Annotated in this window: 16 protein-coding genes; 5 read left to right on the top strand and 11 right to left on the bottom strand. The window is 48.3% G+C overall.

Annotated elements, in window-relative coordinates; all coding sequences use genetic code 11:
* Positions 1–9 precede the first annotated feature (9 nt).
* Positions 10–531, bottom strand: coding sequence for a hypothetical protein (locus EXIG_RS01460; protein WP_234944556.1), 522 nt, complete (start codon positions 529–531; stop codon positions 10–12).
* Positions 532–675: 144 nt separating this feature from the next.
* On the opposite strand from EXIG_RS01460, the gene thmT reads away from it, so the two are divergent.
* Both thmT and EXIG_RS01450 read left to right on the top strand, forming a co-directional pair.
* On the top strand, positions 676–891 hold the full coding sequence (gene thmT / locus EXIG_RS01455) for a 2-hydroxymuconate tautomerase (protein WP_268741707.1): 216 nt from the start codon (positions 676–678) through the stop codon (positions 889–891).
* A gap of 75 nt (positions 892–966) precedes the next feature.
* A complete protein-coding gene (locus EXIG_RS01450; protein ID WP_012369153.1) occupies positions 967–1,596 on the top strand; it encodes an NAD(P)-dependent oxidoreductase in 630 nt (209 codons plus the stop codon).
* Positions 1,597–1,682: 86 nt separating this feature from the next.
* Here EXIG_RS01450 and EXIG_RS01445 read toward each other — a convergent pair whose 3' ends face one another.
* From EXIG_RS01445 to EXIG_RS01435, 3 genes are all read right to left on the bottom strand, one after another.
* Positions 1,683–2,861, bottom strand: a complete 1,179-nt coding sequence (locus tag EXIG_RS01445) for a NupC/NupG family nucleoside CNT transporter (RefSeq protein WP_012369152.1) — start codon at positions 2,859–2,861, stop codon at positions 1,683–1,685.
* Between the two features lie 124 nt (positions 2,862–2,985).
* Positions 2,986–3,837, bottom strand: coding sequence for an aminoglycoside phosphotransferase family protein (locus tag EXIG_RS01440; protein WP_012369151.1), 852 nt, complete (start codon positions 3,835–3,837; stop codon positions 2,986–2,988).
* Positions 3,834–5,138, bottom strand: a complete 1,305-nt coding sequence (locus EXIG_RS01435; protein ID WP_012369150.1) for an HD domain-containing protein — start codon at positions 5,136–5,138, stop codon at positions 3,834–3,836. The genes EXIG_RS01440 and EXIG_RS01435 overlap by 4 nt, the downstream gene beginning before the upstream one ends.
* 155 nt (positions 5,139–5,293) lie before the next feature.
* Here EXIG_RS01435 and lipL point away from each other — a divergent pair, with 155 nt between their 5' ends.
* Positions 5,294–6,115 carry an octanoyl-[GcvH]:protein N-octanoyltransferase gene (lipL, locus tag EXIG_RS01430; protein WP_012369149.1) on the top strand — a complete coding sequence of 274 codons (822 nt, stop codon included), beginning with the start codon at positions 5,294–5,296 and terminating at the stop codon, positions 6,113–6,115.
* A gap of 17 nt (positions 6,116–6,132) precedes the next feature.
* Positions 6,133–6,981, top strand: coding sequence for a DegV family protein (locus tag EXIG_RS01425; RefSeq protein ID WP_012369148.1), 849 nt, complete (start codon positions 6,133–6,135; stop codon positions 6,979–6,981).
* 125 nt (positions 6,982–7,106) lie between these two features.
* Here the strand turns inward: EXIG_RS01425 and floT are convergent, their stop codons facing one another.
* The 7 genes from floT to EXIG_RS01390 form a co-directional block, all read right to left on the bottom strand.
* Positions 7,107–8,627, bottom strand: a complete 1,521-nt coding sequence (gene floT, locus EXIG_RS01420) for a flotillin lipid rafts scaffold protein FloT (RefSeq protein WP_012369147.1) — start codon at positions 8,625–8,627, stop codon at positions 7,107–7,109.
* Positions 8,624–9,145: an NfeD family protein gene (locus EXIG_RS01415; RefSeq protein ID WP_012369146.1), complete on the bottom strand. Its 522-nt coding sequence runs from the start codon at positions 9,143–9,145 to the stop codon at positions 8,624–8,626. Before EXIG_RS01415 ends, floT begins: the two co-directional genes overlap by 4 nt.
* Positions 9,135–9,386 (bottom strand): hypothetical protein, encoded by a 252-nt coding sequence (locus EXIG_RS01410; protein WP_012369145.1) that lies wholly within the window; start codon positions 9,384–9,386, stop codon positions 9,135–9,137. The genes EXIG_RS01415 and EXIG_RS01410 overlap by 11 nt, the downstream gene beginning before the upstream one ends.
* Positions 9,387–9,552: 166 nt before the next feature.
* Positions 9,553–10,752 carry a Bcr/CflA family multidrug efflux MFS transporter gene (locus EXIG_RS01405; protein WP_012369144.1) on the bottom strand — a complete coding sequence of 400 codons (1,200 nt, stop codon included), beginning with the start codon at positions 10,750–10,752 and terminating at the stop codon, positions 9,553–9,555.
* Between the two features lie 16 nt (positions 10,753–10,768).
* On the bottom strand, positions 10,769–11,902 hold the full coding sequence (locus EXIG_RS01400; protein WP_012369143.1) for a YfbR-like 5'-deoxynucleotidase: 1,134 nt from the start codon (positions 11,900–11,902) through the stop codon (positions 10,769–10,771).
* 59 nt (positions 11,903–11,961) lie between these two features.
* On the bottom strand, positions 11,962–12,717 hold the full coding sequence (locus EXIG_RS01395; protein ID WP_012369142.1) for a MeeY/MeeF family manganese export membrane protein: 756 nt from the start codon (positions 12,715–12,717) through the stop codon (positions 11,962–11,964).
* Between the two features lie 153 nt (positions 12,718–12,870).
* Positions 12,871–13,728, bottom strand: coding sequence for a MeeY/MeeF family manganese export membrane protein (locus EXIG_RS01390; protein ID WP_012369141.1), 858 nt, complete (start codon positions 13,726–13,728; stop codon positions 12,871–12,873).
* Positions 13,729–14,038: 310 nt separating this feature from the next.
* Here EXIG_RS01390 and folE2 point away from each other — a divergent pair, with 310 nt between their 5' ends.
* The gene (gene folE2, locus EXIG_RS01385; protein ID WP_012369140.1) at positions 14,039–14,944 is read left to right on the top strand and encodes a GTP cyclohydrolase FolE2; all 906 of its coding nucleotides are present in this window, start codon (positions 14,039–14,041) and stop codon (positions 14,942–14,944) included.
* The last annotated feature ends 2 nt before the right edge of the window (positions 14,945–14,946 follow it).

Raw genomic sequence — 14,946 nt, 5'->3', positions numbered from 1 at the left:
AGCCTTCGTTTACCGTTTGAGTATCTCGAGCTGCTCCCGGGTGACACGACGGATCGTTGGTAACCGCAGACATTCGAGGGACGTGAGCTCTTCGTGAGCGGGTGGATTCAGCTCTTCCAGTTGCACCAATGCCCGGTCATACAATGTTTGCGAGGCACGACCGAACAGAACAATCCGCTCCAATGATGAACATTTCGAACGAATCGCCCGTAATTGCTTGGCCAGTTCCCGAATCCGCTCTGCCAACTCGTCTTCGATGTCAGTTGTCGGTTTACGATTTTGAAAAATCGGTTTGAAGCGGTCCTCATCCCGAAGCAACGTCAACATCCCGTAGCGTTTTGCTTCTTCATTTCCGACAAGCGCTGCCAATTCCTTATCCGTTACGAGCCGTCCAAACGGAATATTTTGATCAAACAAAACATCTGCGACTTCGAGACCTTTTGCGCCTGATAACGGGTATGTGTTGTCTTCTGGTAAAGCGCGGTCAAAAATCAGTAGCGTATGGATTTTTTTACGAATCACCGGTTCCATTTCCATGCTCTCACCTCATCCTCATCATTTCTTAAGTACCTATTTCTTGCTTCCGACAGACTACTCCTGTTCTATACCCATCTTTTCCAATTTCCATGTGCGGTTTGACGGAACCCGGGTGACATACGGTATACTGATGGCGTATTGTACTTATGCCAGAAGGAGGAATTTTACATGCCTTACGTTACCGTAAAAATGTTAGCCGGACGCACGGTGGAACAAAAACGTGCGTTGATCGAAAAAGTTACAGCGGCCGTTTCTGAATCCGTCGATGCGCCAAAAGAAAATATTACGGTTTTCATCGAAGAGATGGAGAAAACCGATTACGGTCAAGCCGGCGTCATGTTCGCCGACAAATAAACACTTTTCAGGAGGAACGATTTAACCCGTCGTTCCTCCTGTTCCATATACTTATCATAGGAAGGATGAATCATCATGGCAAAAGTCAGCTTACTTGGGGCAACAGGACGTACAGGACGGCCTTTACTGGATCTGTTATTGGAGAAAGGACATGAAGTTCGGGTCCTTGTCCGATCGGAAAAACACGGCCTGCCTGACCACCCCCACTTAACGGTTATAAAAGGGGATGCGACGGATGCAGATAATCTCGAACGGGTCATCGAAGGGACGACTGCCGTCTTCAGCTGTTTAGGAACTGATCAAAAACAAATTCTTTCCGTTGCGGTTCCAAACCTCATCATTAAAATGAAAGAACAGCAGATCGAACGAATCGTGTTCGTCGGAACGGCCGGCATCCTTGATGCTTCGGAAGAACCGGGAAAATACCGGTTCCAGTCCAGTGAATCCCGTCGTCGCTCGACGATTGCGGCTGAAGATCATCTTAAAGCCTATTTGACGTTAAAAGACGCGGATGTCGACTATACGATCATTTGCCCGACACAACTCGTCGAAGAAGATGCAATCGAGGACGTCTTGATTGAATCCAATCGATTCACTCACGAAACCGGTCCAATCCCACGGATCAATGTCGCCCGCTTCGCTTACGAAGTTTACGATGAAGGGCTGTTCCATCGCGAACGGGTCGGAATTGCTTCACGCGGCTAAAAATAGTAGAAACCAAAAGCAGGACCCGATTTCTAGTCGGGTCCTGCTTTGTTTAAGAAATGACAGCTCTGCCAGTCGTATACGATTTAGAGTAAGATACTGACGACGATTGACGTCAAGACACTGACGAGTGTTGCTCCGTAAAGTAATTTCAGTCCGAAGCTCGCTGCAACACTTCCTTGACGATCGTCGAGTCCTTTGACAGCACCCGCGATGATCCCGATTGACGAGAAATTGGCGAATGAAATTAGGAAGACCGAAACGATTCCAAGTGTCCGTGCCGAGAATTCTTTTGCGTATTCAGGCAGGCTGAGCATTGCGACGAATTCGTTTGTAATCAACTTCGTTGCCATGATGCTACCGGCACTGACTGCTTCCGCCCATGGAATCCCCATGATGAAAGCGAATGGTGCGAAGATGTAGCCTAGAATATCCTGGAACGAGATGCCGAGAACCATCAAGAAGATATCGTTGACCATGCCGATCAAAGCATTGTATCCGATCAACATCGCACCGACGATGATGGCAACTTTGAATCCATCCAGGATGTATTCGCCGAGCATTTCGAAGAACGTTTGTTTTTCTTCAACGATTTCCAAAATGTCTTCTTTTGGATCAACTGTATACGGATTGATGATTGAAACGATCATGAATCCACCAAATAAGTTCAAGACGATTGCTGTAACAACATATTTGGGTTCGACCATCGTCATGTACGCTCCGACGATTGACATCGAAACTGTCGACATCGCAGACGCACATAATGTATACAGACGGTGAGGCGGTAATTTACCAATTTGCTTTTTAACCGTGATGAATACTTCTGATTGACCGATCGCTGCTGACGCTACGGCATTGTATGACTCAAGCTGTCCCATGCCGTTGATTTTCGAGAGGACTAAGCCGATTCCGCGCATTAAGAGCGGTAAGATTTTCGTGAACTGTAAAATCCCGATCAAAGCCGAGATGAAAACGATTGGTAACAGGACGTTGATGAAGAATGGTTGGGCGCCTTCGTTCGCTAATCCACCGAAGACGAAGTTGATTCCAATTGCGGCATAACTGAGCAATTTCTCAAAGACTTGAGCGACACCTTTAATGACGACATATCCGAACGACGTATTCAACAGGATGTATCCAAGTACAAGCTGAAGCACTAGCATGACCGCAAGCGGTTTCAATTTGATGCTTTTACGATTACTGCTGACAAGGTATGCCAAACCAAACACGATGACAAGTCCCAGTATTGCGATTAAATATTTCACGAACTATCCCTCATTCCATAGTTTATTTTATCAGTTGTACATAAGTACGAGGTCTGACGTTCAATCTCTTTCCCAATTACTACAATAATCAACATTCGGAAGAACTGCAAGGGGTAAAGTTCATTTAGTAACCGCTTTCGTCATTTTCATAAACTTTCAATACAATGTTTTCCATCCGTTCCCGAACATTGCCCTGACTGATGTTTGCCTTCCCATATGCTTTCCAACCGGGATAAACATTGAGGGTGTCCGGTTCAAAGTCAAAAACAGCTGTTAAATCCCATTTCCGATCGTACGAAAATCCACTGTATGCAATATATTCAGCTAAAAATTGATCTGCTGCTTCGACCGATTCAAGCAACATCAGATTTAATCGGCAATGGGCGACATCTGCTTCAATGGGTCCAACACAGCCATTAATCCAATCGACTACGTTATACTTTTCAGCTGATTCGTATAACACATTGACCGGATGAAAATCACGGTGGATGAATCGAACTTGTTGACTCGTTGCCGGCGGTTCTGCCACAGCCCGTTGCCACATCTCCTTTTGAACTGCCCAAAAAGGAACCGTTCGCTTTGTCACGTATGGTGCATACTGGTACCGGGCTTCTGGAACCGGCAGTTGATGAATCGCAACTAACGTTTTTGCCAATTGTTTGAGGTACGCTCGATTTAACGGTTCGAGTCGGACTTCTCCCGGTAAACACGTCATTTGAATCCATGGGGGAATCTCCCCCTCCCACGTCAATTGATAATTTTCGACATCCGGTCCTAATCTACCGGTCGCCCGTAACGCAAAGACCTCGTGCGCGACGAGGTCCGGTTCCTGCTCTAGCCAGGCAGGATTGGTATGAATTCGAAAAACACTATCCCCCGCTCGAAACACGTACGAGGAAGTCGCTCCTTTTAAAGGGATAACCGCTTTCCCTTCCAAGCCGGCATACTTTAAGATGGTTGCGATGATATTGTTCATATTTCTTCTCCAAGTAACAATTGATCGATTTGCATCTTCTCGTTCGCAAATTCCCGTAAGTCATGCAGGATTTCCTGCGGGAAAAATAGCTTTTCATCCGTTTGCCGTGAGTTGGCAATCGCTTGAACAAGCGGTGAGACTTGCGAAATCTCTTTCATCTGACCATTTTTCATCTGCAGCATGATCGGTTGTTTACTGATTTCGCCATTATCTCCATATAAGTCGTACGGCAGGCGGCTGAGCTTGTCTTCGAGCAGATAATAAGTGGGATCGAGCCCGATTTTTTCAAATAACGTACACAGTTTCTCATGGACAAGGGCGCGTTTTTCTGCCGGATAATCGACGTATTTAAATAATTTCCGGTCAACGAACCGTCGCGCCAGATCACTTAACACCGTATCCTCTTCTTCCGCCCACTGTTGGAAGTAGAAATAGACGATGGTTTCGTCTAGTGCCAGATAGTTTTTTAAGGACATCTCCTTCGTAAAGAGCGGACTTAAATGAACCGGATCAATCGTAAACGCGTACTCGCTCGTATACAGTTCTTTTGCCCGTTCAAGAATCGCTTTTAATAAATAGTCGCTCGACCGTGTGACCGGATGGAGATAGACCTGCCAGTACATCTGATAACGGCGCATGATGTAATCTTCGATCGAGTGCATCCCGGATTGCTTGACGACCATCTGATTCGGTGCCGGACGCAGGACACGCAGCATCCGTTCGAGATCAAACTTTCCGTAGCTGACACCGGCAAAATGGGCATCCCGCAACAAGTAATCCATCCGGTCGACATCAAGCTGGGAACTGATCATCGTCACAAGCAATTGATTCGGATGGGTTTTATTGATGATTGAGGCGACTTCTTCCGCAAACCCTTCCCCGACCTGATCGAGGACCTGTTTGATTTCCGTATCCCCGAGGATGATCCGTTCTGTCCATTCTTCGTGATCGACACCAAAGACGTTTTCGAAAGCATGGGAGAACGGTCCGTGCCCGACGTCGTGTAACAGGGCCGCGACCAGTGTCAGCTCCCGGTACTGGTCGTCCCAGTCCGCCCGGCCGTTAAAGACGTCAATCAGTTGCCGGGTAATCTCATATACACCAAGCGAATGATGGAACCGTGTGTGCTCCGCTCCATGAAATGTCAAAAATGACGTTCCCAGTTGTTTGATCCGGCGCAAACGCTGAAATTCCTTCGTTCCGATCAATTGCCAGATCAATTGGTCGCTGACATAGATATAGCGATGAACGGGATCTTTGAATACTTTCGTTTCCTTTAATTGTCCCAGTGACTGATACATACACTCTCTCCTTTAATGGCTCGTTCTCTGTCGTTATAGTTCATAGTTCGGTTTGAAACGGTCCGTTCCTGTTGCTTCACTGGCTTCTTATTAAAAATTTTACATTGTCGTATGCTATAATAATGTCGCAAATCTAGAAAAAAAGGAACGAGCCTATGGGAATCGAACTCTTAAAACAAGAACATTATCGTATTTTTGATCAAACGTCACTCGGAAATACCTTTCATGCCACACAATCGTTTGCGATGGACGATACATTGTGCGCCTCAGTCGCTACAGAAGGTGCCGCCATCCGTTCCTGGGTCCACCACGAAACGGTTGTCCTCGGGATTCAAGATGCACGCCTCCCTCACCTCGATGATGGGATCGACGTCTTACACGCCCATGGTTTCCAGCCGGTCATCCGCAATTCCGGCGGGCTTGCCGTTGTCCTTGATGCCGGTGTTCTGAACATCTCGCTTGTCCTTCCGGAACGTGGCGGAATCGATATCGACAGCGGTTATGAAGCGATGCTCGCACTTGTCCGTCGGATGTTCGCCGAAGAGACCGATGCTATCAATGCCGGCGAAGTCGTCGGATCCTATTGTCCGGGATCGTATGATTTATCGATTGCCGGCAAAAAGTTTGCTGGGATTTCACAGCGGCGTGTCCGCGGTGGCGTCGCCGTTCAAATTTATCTCTGCGTGAACGGCAGTGGCAGTGCCCGGGCGCAACTTGTCCGTGATTTTTATGCTGCCGCCCTGCAAGGGGAAACGACCAAGTTCGTGTATCCGACAGTCGTTCCGGAAACAATGGCCTCTTTAGAAGAGCTATTGCAACGTCCTTTGACGGTCGAAGACTGCTTGGTACGTGTTTACCGCTCCTTGATGGAACTTGGCGCGACACTCACGCCGTCTGTCCTGAGCGAAGTCGAAAACGAACGCTTCGGTGTAAACCTGGGTCGGATGTTGGATCGAAATGAAAAAGTCCTAGGTTGATAAAGGAGAGAACGAACATGGTACGTTTTATTACTGACAGCGGTGCCGATGCACCCAAAGAATTACTCGACGCGTACGGCTTCACGGTGATGCCGTTCGGCGTATTGATTGACGAAGAAACATTTTTCGACGGCGAATCGATTTCACCGGTCGAACTATATGAAAAAATGCGGAACGGGGCGGCACCAAAGACGTTTCAGGTCGAAGTGTCACGGATGGTCGAAGTCTTTACAGAACACTTTAAACAAGGTGAACCGTTTCTCTATCTGGCATTTTCCAGTGAATTGTCCGGGACGTATCAAACGGCGACGATGCTCGCAGCAGAACTTGCTGAAACGTATCCGGATGTCCCCTATGCGATCATCAATACGAAAACAGCCTCGACCGGTCAAGGACTGTTCGTGTTAGATGTCGCTGAGTTTTCAAAGACACACAACTTCGAAGAAACCAAAGCGTATGCCGAGCAAAAAGTAAATACAATCCGTCATTTGTTTACGGTTGAATCGCTGGAATACCTGATGCGCGGCGGCCGTGTTTCGCGGGCCAGTGCCTTCATCGGCGGTCTGCTGTCGATTCTTCCGCTTTTGACGGTCGAAGACGGGAAACTGATTCCGAAAGAAAAGATCCGCGGTCAGAAAAAAGTCATGAACCGGATTGTCGAATGGATGGAAGAAGCACGTCCATCCATTGATGGACACCGGATCATCATCGGTCATGGCGATTCAATCGAACGGGCGGAACAACTGAAACAGTTGATCGAAGCCCAATTCTCACCGAGTGAAGTCTTGATTACGATTGCCGGAGCGGCGATCGGTTCTCACACTGGTCCCGGATTAATCGTCATCGGCTATGATTTACCGGCCTGATTCGTCATTAAAAAAATCCGAATGTCCCCACCTCTTCTTATTGACAGAGGGATGGGAGCATTCGGATTTTTTTGTACTTTATTCATAATCTATGATTTACGAAACCTGTTAAATTATGTTCGGTTTCATTCAGATTTTCCTGATGCGACCGGCTCTCCTTGATTCAAGTTGACCGTCAATGGTTTCGCCGTTCCTTTACCCGAGAAGTTTTCAATCAAGTCTTTCACATCGATGCCGGATGACGCTTTAAGCGTCTCCTGTAACGAGGCCATCAAGTCGGTCGCGTATCCGGTCACCCGGTTTGCACCGCCGCCCTCGCCGCTCCCTGTATCAACGACTGTAATCTTGTCGATGTTGCCGAGTGGTGCCGCGACTTGTTTCGCATATTCCGGCATCATCCGGACGACCATATCGAGAATCGCCGCTTGTCCGAACTGTTCGAACGCTTGCGCGATTTTTTCTTTTGCTTCGGCCTCTGCAAGACCTTTCAGACGGATGATATCGGCTTCTGTTTCCCCTTGTGCCCGCTCTGCTTCCGCTTTGGCCAGACCATCAAGACGAATTCGTTCAGCGTCGGCTTTCGCAGAAGCTTCAATCCGGTATTTCGTGGCATCGGCTTCCGCATATTGTTTCGCCCGGTCGGCCTGGGCCGCCTGCTCGATGGAGTAACGGTCCGCGTCAGCTCGTTTTTTCACTTCCGCATCGTATTGTTTCTCACGGCGGAGAATTTCGCGTTCTTCGAGTTCAATTTGTTTCTGACGTTCGATGATTTTGATTTGCATTTGTTGTTCCGTGACTTCCTGCTGAGCGCGGGCATTCTCAAGATCATACGCTTGGTCGGCTTTTGCTTTCGCGATATCCTGCTCACGGCGGTAATCGGCCATCTTCAGTTGATTTTCTTTTTCCGCTTCCGCAATTTCCGTCGCCCGTTCCAGTTCAGCTTTTTTCGCATCTTTTGAGGCTTCTGCCCGTTTAATCCGTGTTTCTTTTTCTGCATCGGCTGTTGCGATATCGGCATCGCGGCGGACCTGGGCAATGCGGGGTTTCCCGAGTGATTCCAAATAACCGTTCTTATCGCGGACGTCTTTGATCGTAAACGATACGATGATCAGTCCCATTTTCGCTAAATCCTGTGACGCGACCCGTTGGACTTCCTGCGAAAACTTATCACGGTTTTTGTAAATCTCTTCAACTGTCATCGAACCGAGGATTGACCGTAAGTGCCCTTCAAGGACTTCCCGCGCTTCGCCTTCGCGGTCTTCTTTTGATTTCCCGAGAAATTGTTCGGCTGCCGTCGCGATTTCCGAAATCGAGCTGCCGATTTTGATGATGGCTGTCCCGTCTGCCATGACCGGAACACCCTGCTCTGTATAGACTTCCGGTGTCGTCACTTCGAGCTTGCTCGACAGCAGACTGAGCGGGGATGCTTGCTGAAAGACAGGTAAGATAAACGCTCCGCCGCCACGGATGATTTTGACCCGGTTGCCGGATTCATCCGTGTTGACGGTCGGACTATTCCCGAGATAACTCCCGGACACGATCAACGCTTCTTCCGGTCCGACTGTGCGGTACTTTGTGACGAATAAGGCGATCAGCGCTAAAATCAGTGCACCGGCTATGATTGCTACAATAATAATCGGATTCATGAAAACATCTCCTCTTTCCACTGCGTAGGGTAGGTCATGACATGCGCCACGCCTTGTTTAATTTCAATGATGATGACTTTTGTTCCTTGTGCCAGAGCCGGACCTTCAAAAAGAACGGCGGATTTGGCAATTCGTCCTGACACATCATCGACGAGAATTTCACCGTAACCGTCCTCCGGAATCGGGAGGATGACGATGGCACTGCGTCCCTCAAGCGTCTGTTCCGAAAAACTGATGGATTGCTCCGCTTTCGCAAGCGGTACAAAAATGAATAAATGCAACAAAGACGTCAAGATGAGACTGATACCGGCACTGATTAGCAAAATAACAAGCGAACCAAGTAACGTCAGGTGTTCCAGTCCGAATCCGAAAGCGGACGTCAAAATGACAAAGGACAGGATTAACGTCGGATGAAAGATTTGATCGATGCCCGGAATCAAATCGGAAAAGACGACAGACAATAAAACGCCGCAGGCAGCTGCAGCAAGTGCATACAGATAAAGCGTACTAACGTCCATCTTCGGTCACCTCGATAAACGGATTCGATCCATACAGTTGCCGATAGGCTTGAAGATACGCATGTCGATTTTCTTCATATAACAATTCGGCTAATTCTTTCTCCCGTGGACTGTCTGCTTCCTGATACCGGCGGGCATACTTTTTTTGTGCCGCATAATGCCGCGCGAGCAAACTTTCGAGTGTCCGAGGGTTGTTTGATTCAGATACCGGCCGTGTATCTGAAAAAGATCGTTTTTTCATCCGACTGCTCCTCTCTTCTGTACTGAGCTCCTCTTTATTTACGGTTTACTTTTGGAAATAGTTTCAAAATGACTGTTTTTTTCTGACAACATTTTTTCCAAATACGGTCTTCAATAAAAAAAACCGATTCCCTCAAAGAGGAATCGGCTTCAGCGAATCTATCTTTTTATTGTGTTCTGCGCACAATCAGTAATGTATAGACGAGCAGTGCCAGACAATCGAGCGTCATGATGATCAAGCCCATCGGTAACGCCGACTCTTCCCCCATCACGCCGACAAGCGGTGAGACAAGTGAGCCGACAAGCATCGGTAACAAACCGAGCAACGCGGACGCACTTCCTGCTGTCGAACCATAATTCTGCATTGCCAAGGTAAAACCGAGCGTCGAAATCATCCCGACACTCGAGACGACGAAGAACAGCGGAATCATGACGAGAATCAAGGAATCGGATAACGTCAGGGCAAGAAACAGACAGATTCCGGCCATAGCGACGACTGTCAAGGCAATCCGCATCATCTTTTCACTGTCGACGCGTCCGGCCAACCGTCCGGCAGTTTGTGCTGCCAAAATGATTCCGATGCCGTTCAGACCAAACAGGAAACTGAATTGTTGCGGGCTTGCGCCGTAGATGTTTTGTAAGACGAACGGTGAACCGGAAATATAAGCGAACATCGCGCCCATGGCAAAGGCTTGGGCAAAGGCATACCCGATGAAGGTCCGGTCCGATAACAGCCGTCCAAACGTTTGGAACGTCGTCTTCAAATTCCCTTCAACCCGGTGATGGACAGGCAGGGTTTCCGGCAACCGGAACGCCACGGCAATCAGCATTAACGTACTTAAGACGGCCAGCAGATAAAAGACGATACGCCAATCGCCGAACCGTAAAATCTGTCCGCCGATGATCGGTGCCAGAATCGGTGCCGTTCCGTTGACCAGTGATAATGCCGCAAAAAACTTCGTCAGTTCGGGTCCTTCGAATAAATCGCGGACAATCGCCCGTGAAATGACGATCCCCGATGCACCGGCTGCGCCTTGGACAAACCGCAGTGCAATCAGCACTTCAATCGTTGGCGCAAAGGCACAGGCAAGTGATGCCAGTAAATACGCAGATAACGCCAGGAGCAACGGACGTTTCCGTCCCCGGACATCACTGAGCGGACCGACGATGATCTGCCCGAGTGCCATCCCGAGCATACAGGCCGTCAAGCTGAGTTGAATCGAGGACGCACTGGCGCCAAATGAACGCGACATATCGGGAAATGCCGGTAAATACATGTCAATCGACAGTGGACCGAGTGCGGCGAGTGATCCTAAAATCAGGATTAGAGTCAATCGTTTCGTTTGAATCGGTGAAGTGTTCGTCATGATTTTCCTCCTTTATTTAAGATGTCACATAATCCAAATCGTGTAAGACATACGCCAGGAAAAAGACGACGGATGGATTTTCATAGACCGTTTGGACTTTCTTCAACTGGGCCCGGTAACCGGTCTCATATTCCACACCATTCAATTTCCGTTCCATATTCATCTTGATCAACGCATCGAGCTTATCGACGACATCAACCATCTGTCCTTCGTACGTCTCGTCTTTCGCTTCGACGACGAACCGATGAAATTCTTTTCGCATTGAAGACGGCAACAGATTAATCAACGCTTCGCCTTCCGTTCGCTCATAGGCTTCAAAAGCCGCTGCCGTGACCGGCGTCGCATGCTTGACGGGACCGAGGACGTCACCTGTCGTCCCTTCGACCAAATCATGACATAACAGACGCGACACGACTTCTGCCGTATTGATGTTGACTCCGTACTTTTTGGACTCAATCAAGCCGTTAAACAATCCGAGTGACGCTGCGCGAAACGCATGGGTTGCATCATTGTCATCAATCGTATTGAATCGTCCTTTCCAGCGGCGGATCGTATCCATCATCAAGACGTTATCGATGAAACGCGACATATCATCTTTTGCCCAAACTGATGCGGTTAACGTCCGGATGGCAGGCGACGGATGGATTTCGAGTGCCGCTTTGAGCTCATTCGTCTTCGCAAGGAAAAATGCGGATCCCGTTACTTCCGCTTCCCTCTTCGCAAACAACATCGCATCAAATGTATCAATCGCTTCTACAAGCTGTCCTTCCGGCGAGTCATCTTCTGCGAACACCAGATAATTCGTAAAATCCGGTTGAAGGGACTTCGACAGCAACGCTACGAGTTTTTCACTCGCCTGCCGCTCCATCGCCTGGATGTGCGCATGCAAGGTCGGTTCTTTTTTTGTCCGGTGTTTAATCGGTCCTGTGATGACCTCATTCATATCGTGGAACAGGGCTTTCCCGAGTAACGTCAACCGATCGTATTTGATGTCTGTCGCCTCTTCTTCAAGATAACTCGCCATCAAACTGAATAACGCGACGCGGAAGCTGTGACTTGCCGCATTATCTGGAAAACGTGGTGCGTATTCATCCCAGCGCGGGACATTTTGCATCCGTGTCAGCATACGAATAAAATTACCGTTTTGCATTGTCATCTCTCCTCATAAAAAACGGACAGAGGAATGATGACCCTGTCCGTTTCGAATTATTATTTGTCTGTTTTCGGACCGCTTCTGAACCAACCGAGTACTAAAATCAAGGCGAGGACGACCCAGAAAATCGTCTGCCAAAGCGTACTTTCCGGAAATTCATGCGGTAAGACGTGAATCGACGGATGCGCAAGCGTCATAACGACCAACTTGACGCCGACCCAGGCAACAAGCCAAAAGGCCGCTTCTTCGATACCTGGTCGTTTTTGTAACAAGACAACAAACCAGCTGGCAAAGTAACGCATGATGACAAGTCCGATGATTCCGCTGAAGAAGACAACCCAGAATTGTCCTGTGTTCAAACCGCCAATTGTTCCGCCAATCATCGGTAACGTCGTTGCCATCGCAACGGCTGCAAGCGTTGAATCGACCGCAAACGCCAAGTCGGAGAATTCGACTTTGACGACTGTCCACCAGAAATTCGGTGATGCTTTTTTAGCAGAAGCGGACTCCGGAATCTGATGTTTGTTCGAACGGGCTTCGACAATCCCCTTGAACGCCACATAGAACAAATAAATGGCGCCGAGCGCCTGCAACTCCCAAATCGTCGCTAAGTACGACGCAAAGAAAATCGCGACGAAACGCAGGACAAGTGCTCCGATCAATCCATAAAACAGTGCTTTTTTACGTTGATCGTCCGGTAACGGACGCACGAGAACAGCCATGACCATGGCGTTATCGGCTGACAGCAGACCTTGTAAGATGATTAAAACAAGTCCAACCGTCGCATACTGTGTAATTAATCCAATATCCATAAAAACGAATCCCCTTTTTGTTCAGTAAGTTTATTATAAGGCCGCTTATCTAAAAGCAAAAGACTGAACACTTGAATCTGACTGTTCTTTTTACCCGAACTTCCGGATGATTAGACAAAAAAAGACTCCCCCGGAAGGAGAGCCTGATGAAGATTACAGATTTTTTTCGATTTTCTTTTCAGCATCGGGATTTGATTTCGTCTTTGGAGAAGAGAACCAGCCCCAAAGTGCGAGACCGACCATGACGGTCCAGAAGAAGATCTGCCACGGTGTACTGTGGGCGAATCCTTCCGGGAGTTTCAACGCTTCGAAAATCGTGCCTTCGATGGATGCATGGTATTTCGGATGCTCGAGCGCGAGGACGGCAAGCTTGACCCCGACCCAGGCGACGATCGCGAAGGCTGCCGTTTCAAGACCCGGACGTTCCGCCAGTAACTTGACGAAAACGCGGGCTGCAAAACGCATCAGGACGACACCCATCAGTCCACCTGTCAGGATGACGACGAAGTGACCCGTGTTCAATCCACCGATTTCACCGGTTCCCCAGTTCGGAAGGGCGACGGCAAGGGCGACGGCTGCCAAAATCGAGTCCACCGCAAACGCAAGGTCAGCGAATTCGATCTTCGCGACTGTTTTCCAGAACTCGGCTTTCGAGACCGGCTCCTCTGATTTCGGCTCAGCGTCGAGCTCGTTTTCTGCTCCGTGATTCTCACCGATCCGCCGGGCTTTAACGGTTTTATAAATATGCCGCAGCCCCATGATCAACAGATAGGCGGCACCAAGTGCTTGGATCTGCCAGATATCGACGAGGAATGAGATCGCGAACAATGCTGCAAATCGAAGAACGAATGCTCCTGCCAATCCATAAAATAAAGCCTTTTTCTGCTGTTCGCCCGGTAAGTGTTTGACCATGACGGCCAGGACGAGTGCGTTATCCGCCGAAAGTAGTCCCTCTAAAGCGATTAAGACGAGGAGAACCCAGGCATATTGAAGTACTAACTGCCAATCCATCTACTTCATTCCTTCCTGTTTACGATTTTTCATTGAAAATCAATTTTCATTAGATACGTCATTTACACGTTCACATGAACACATACTATATGATAATATACCCGATTGCAAGCAAGTTATACCTGTAAATACGTAAACTGTTTCTTCCGAGTCTTGTAAGTTTTGTTTTTAGGAAGGTTCGTGATAAAATTCATAGCAACGATACGTCGCGACAACACATTCACGGAATCACCAGACTTGCTCGTCTCTAGCATTCCTGTCATGTTATTACTACTTGCACTACTACAAAAGGACAAAGGGGCCGATACGAATGTCTACCTACCCGGTTACACTGCCAACCAAAGAAGAGCGCCACAAGCTGTTTGGCTCTGTTCCTCCTATTAAAGGAACGAAGCCGACTGAAAAAGATAAAATGATCGACTTGCAGAACACACCGAAGAACTTCCTCTTCGCACTCGATGCTGTAGGAATCTCAAACGTCAAACACCCGGTCGTCATTCAAGACGGCGAAACAACACAAGCAACGATTGCGACATTTGAACTTTCGACTTCACTTGTCCAGGACCGTAAAGGGATCAATATGAGCCGTTTGACGGAACAACTGGATCAGTACCACAACGAAGGTTGGGTCGTCACAAACGAATCACTCATCCAATTCGCCCGCGAACTGGCGGAGCGCATGGAACAATCCGAAGGACAACTGACAATCCGTTACCCATGGTTCTTCACACGCAAAGCACCGGCAACAGGACTCAGCGGATTGATGAACGCGGAAGTCTGGCAGACGGTCAGCGTCAACACAGAAACAAACGAAGCAACTTTATCAGTCGGTCTGACAATCAACGTCACGACACTCTGCCCATGTTCAAAAGAAATCAGCGAATACAGTGCACATAACCAACGCGGTTACGTGACAATGGAAGCTTCATTACGCGATGAAGCCGATGATTTCAACTGGAAGCAGGAACTTCTTGATGCAGCGGAATCCAATGCATCAGCACCTCTGCACCCGGTCCTAAAACGTCCGGATGAGAAGCGTGTTACAGAGATGGCTTATGAAAACCCGCGTTTCGTAGAAGATATGGTGCGCTTAATCGCTGCCGACCTTTACGAAATGGACCCGATTGCATCGTTCTTCGTCGAATGCCGTAACGAAGAAACGATTCACCAGCATGATGCGATCGCTCGAATTACATTCGATAAAGATGCTCAATAATA

This window comes from Exiguobacterium artemiae 255-15 (assembly GCF_000019905.1).
GTDB classification, from domain to species: domain Bacteria; phylum Bacillota; class Bacilli; order Exiguobacteriales; family Exiguobacteriaceae; genus Exiguobacterium_A; species Exiguobacterium_A artemiae.
Note: the sequence above shows the minus strand (reverse complement) of the source record. Positions and strands in the feature narration are given on the sequence as shown.

Excerpts from the sequence above, each read along its gene's own strand:
- floT (WP_012369147.1), bottom strand. The coding sequence starts at position 8,627 with ATGAATCCGATTATTATTGTAGCAATCATAGCCGGTGCACTGATTTTA.
- EXIG_RS01415 (WP_012369146.1), bottom strand. The coding sequence starts at position 9,145 with ATGGACGTTAGTACGCTTTATCTGTATGCACTTGCTGCAGCTGCCTGC.
- folE2 (WP_012369140.1), top strand. The coding sequence starts at position 14,039 with ATGTCTACCTACCCGGTTACACTGCCAACCAAAGAAGAGCGCCACAAG.
- EXIG_RS01400 (WP_012369143.1), bottom strand. The coding sequence starts at position 11,902 with ATGCAAAACGGTAATTTTATTCGTATGCTGACACGGATGCAAAATGTC.
- EXIG_RS01410 (WP_012369145.1), bottom strand. The coding sequence starts at position 9,386 with ATGAAAAAACGATCTTTTTCAGATACACGGCCGGTATCTGAATCAAAC.
- EXIG_RS01405 (WP_012369144.1), bottom strand. The coding sequence starts at position 10,752 with ATGACGAACACTTCACCGATTCAAACGAAACGATTGACTCTAATCCTG.
- EXIG_RS01450 (WP_012369153.1), top strand. The coding sequence starts at position 967 with ATGGCAAAAGTCAGCTTACTTGGGGCAACAGGACGTACAGGACGGCCT.
- EXIG_RS01435 (WP_012369150.1), bottom strand. The coding sequence starts at position 5,138 with ATGTATCAGTCACTGGGACAATTAAAGGAAACGAAAGTATTCAAAGAT.
- EXIG_RS01390 (WP_012369141.1), bottom strand. The coding sequence starts at position 13,728 with ATGGATTGGCAGTTAGTACTTCAATATGCCTGGGTTCTCCTCGTCTTA.
- EXIG_RS01440 (WP_012369151.1), bottom strand. The coding sequence starts at position 3,837 with ATGAACAATATCATCGCAACCATCTTAAAGTATGCCGGCTTGGAAGGG.
- EXIG_RS01460 (WP_234944556.1), bottom strand. The coding sequence starts at position 531 with ATGGAACCGGTGATTCGTAAAAAAATCCATACGCTACTGATTTTTGAC.
- EXIG_RS01395 (WP_012369142.1), bottom strand. The coding sequence starts at position 12,717 with ATGGATATTGGATTAATTACACAGTATGCGACGGTTGGACTTGTTTTA.
- EXIG_RS01425 (WP_012369148.1), top strand. The coding sequence starts at position 6,133 with ATGGTACGTTTTATTACTGACAGCGGTGCCGATGCACCCAAAGAATTA.
- lipL (WP_012369149.1), top strand. The coding sequence starts at position 5,294 with ATGGGAATCGAACTCTTAAAACAAGAACATTATCGTATTTTTGATCAA.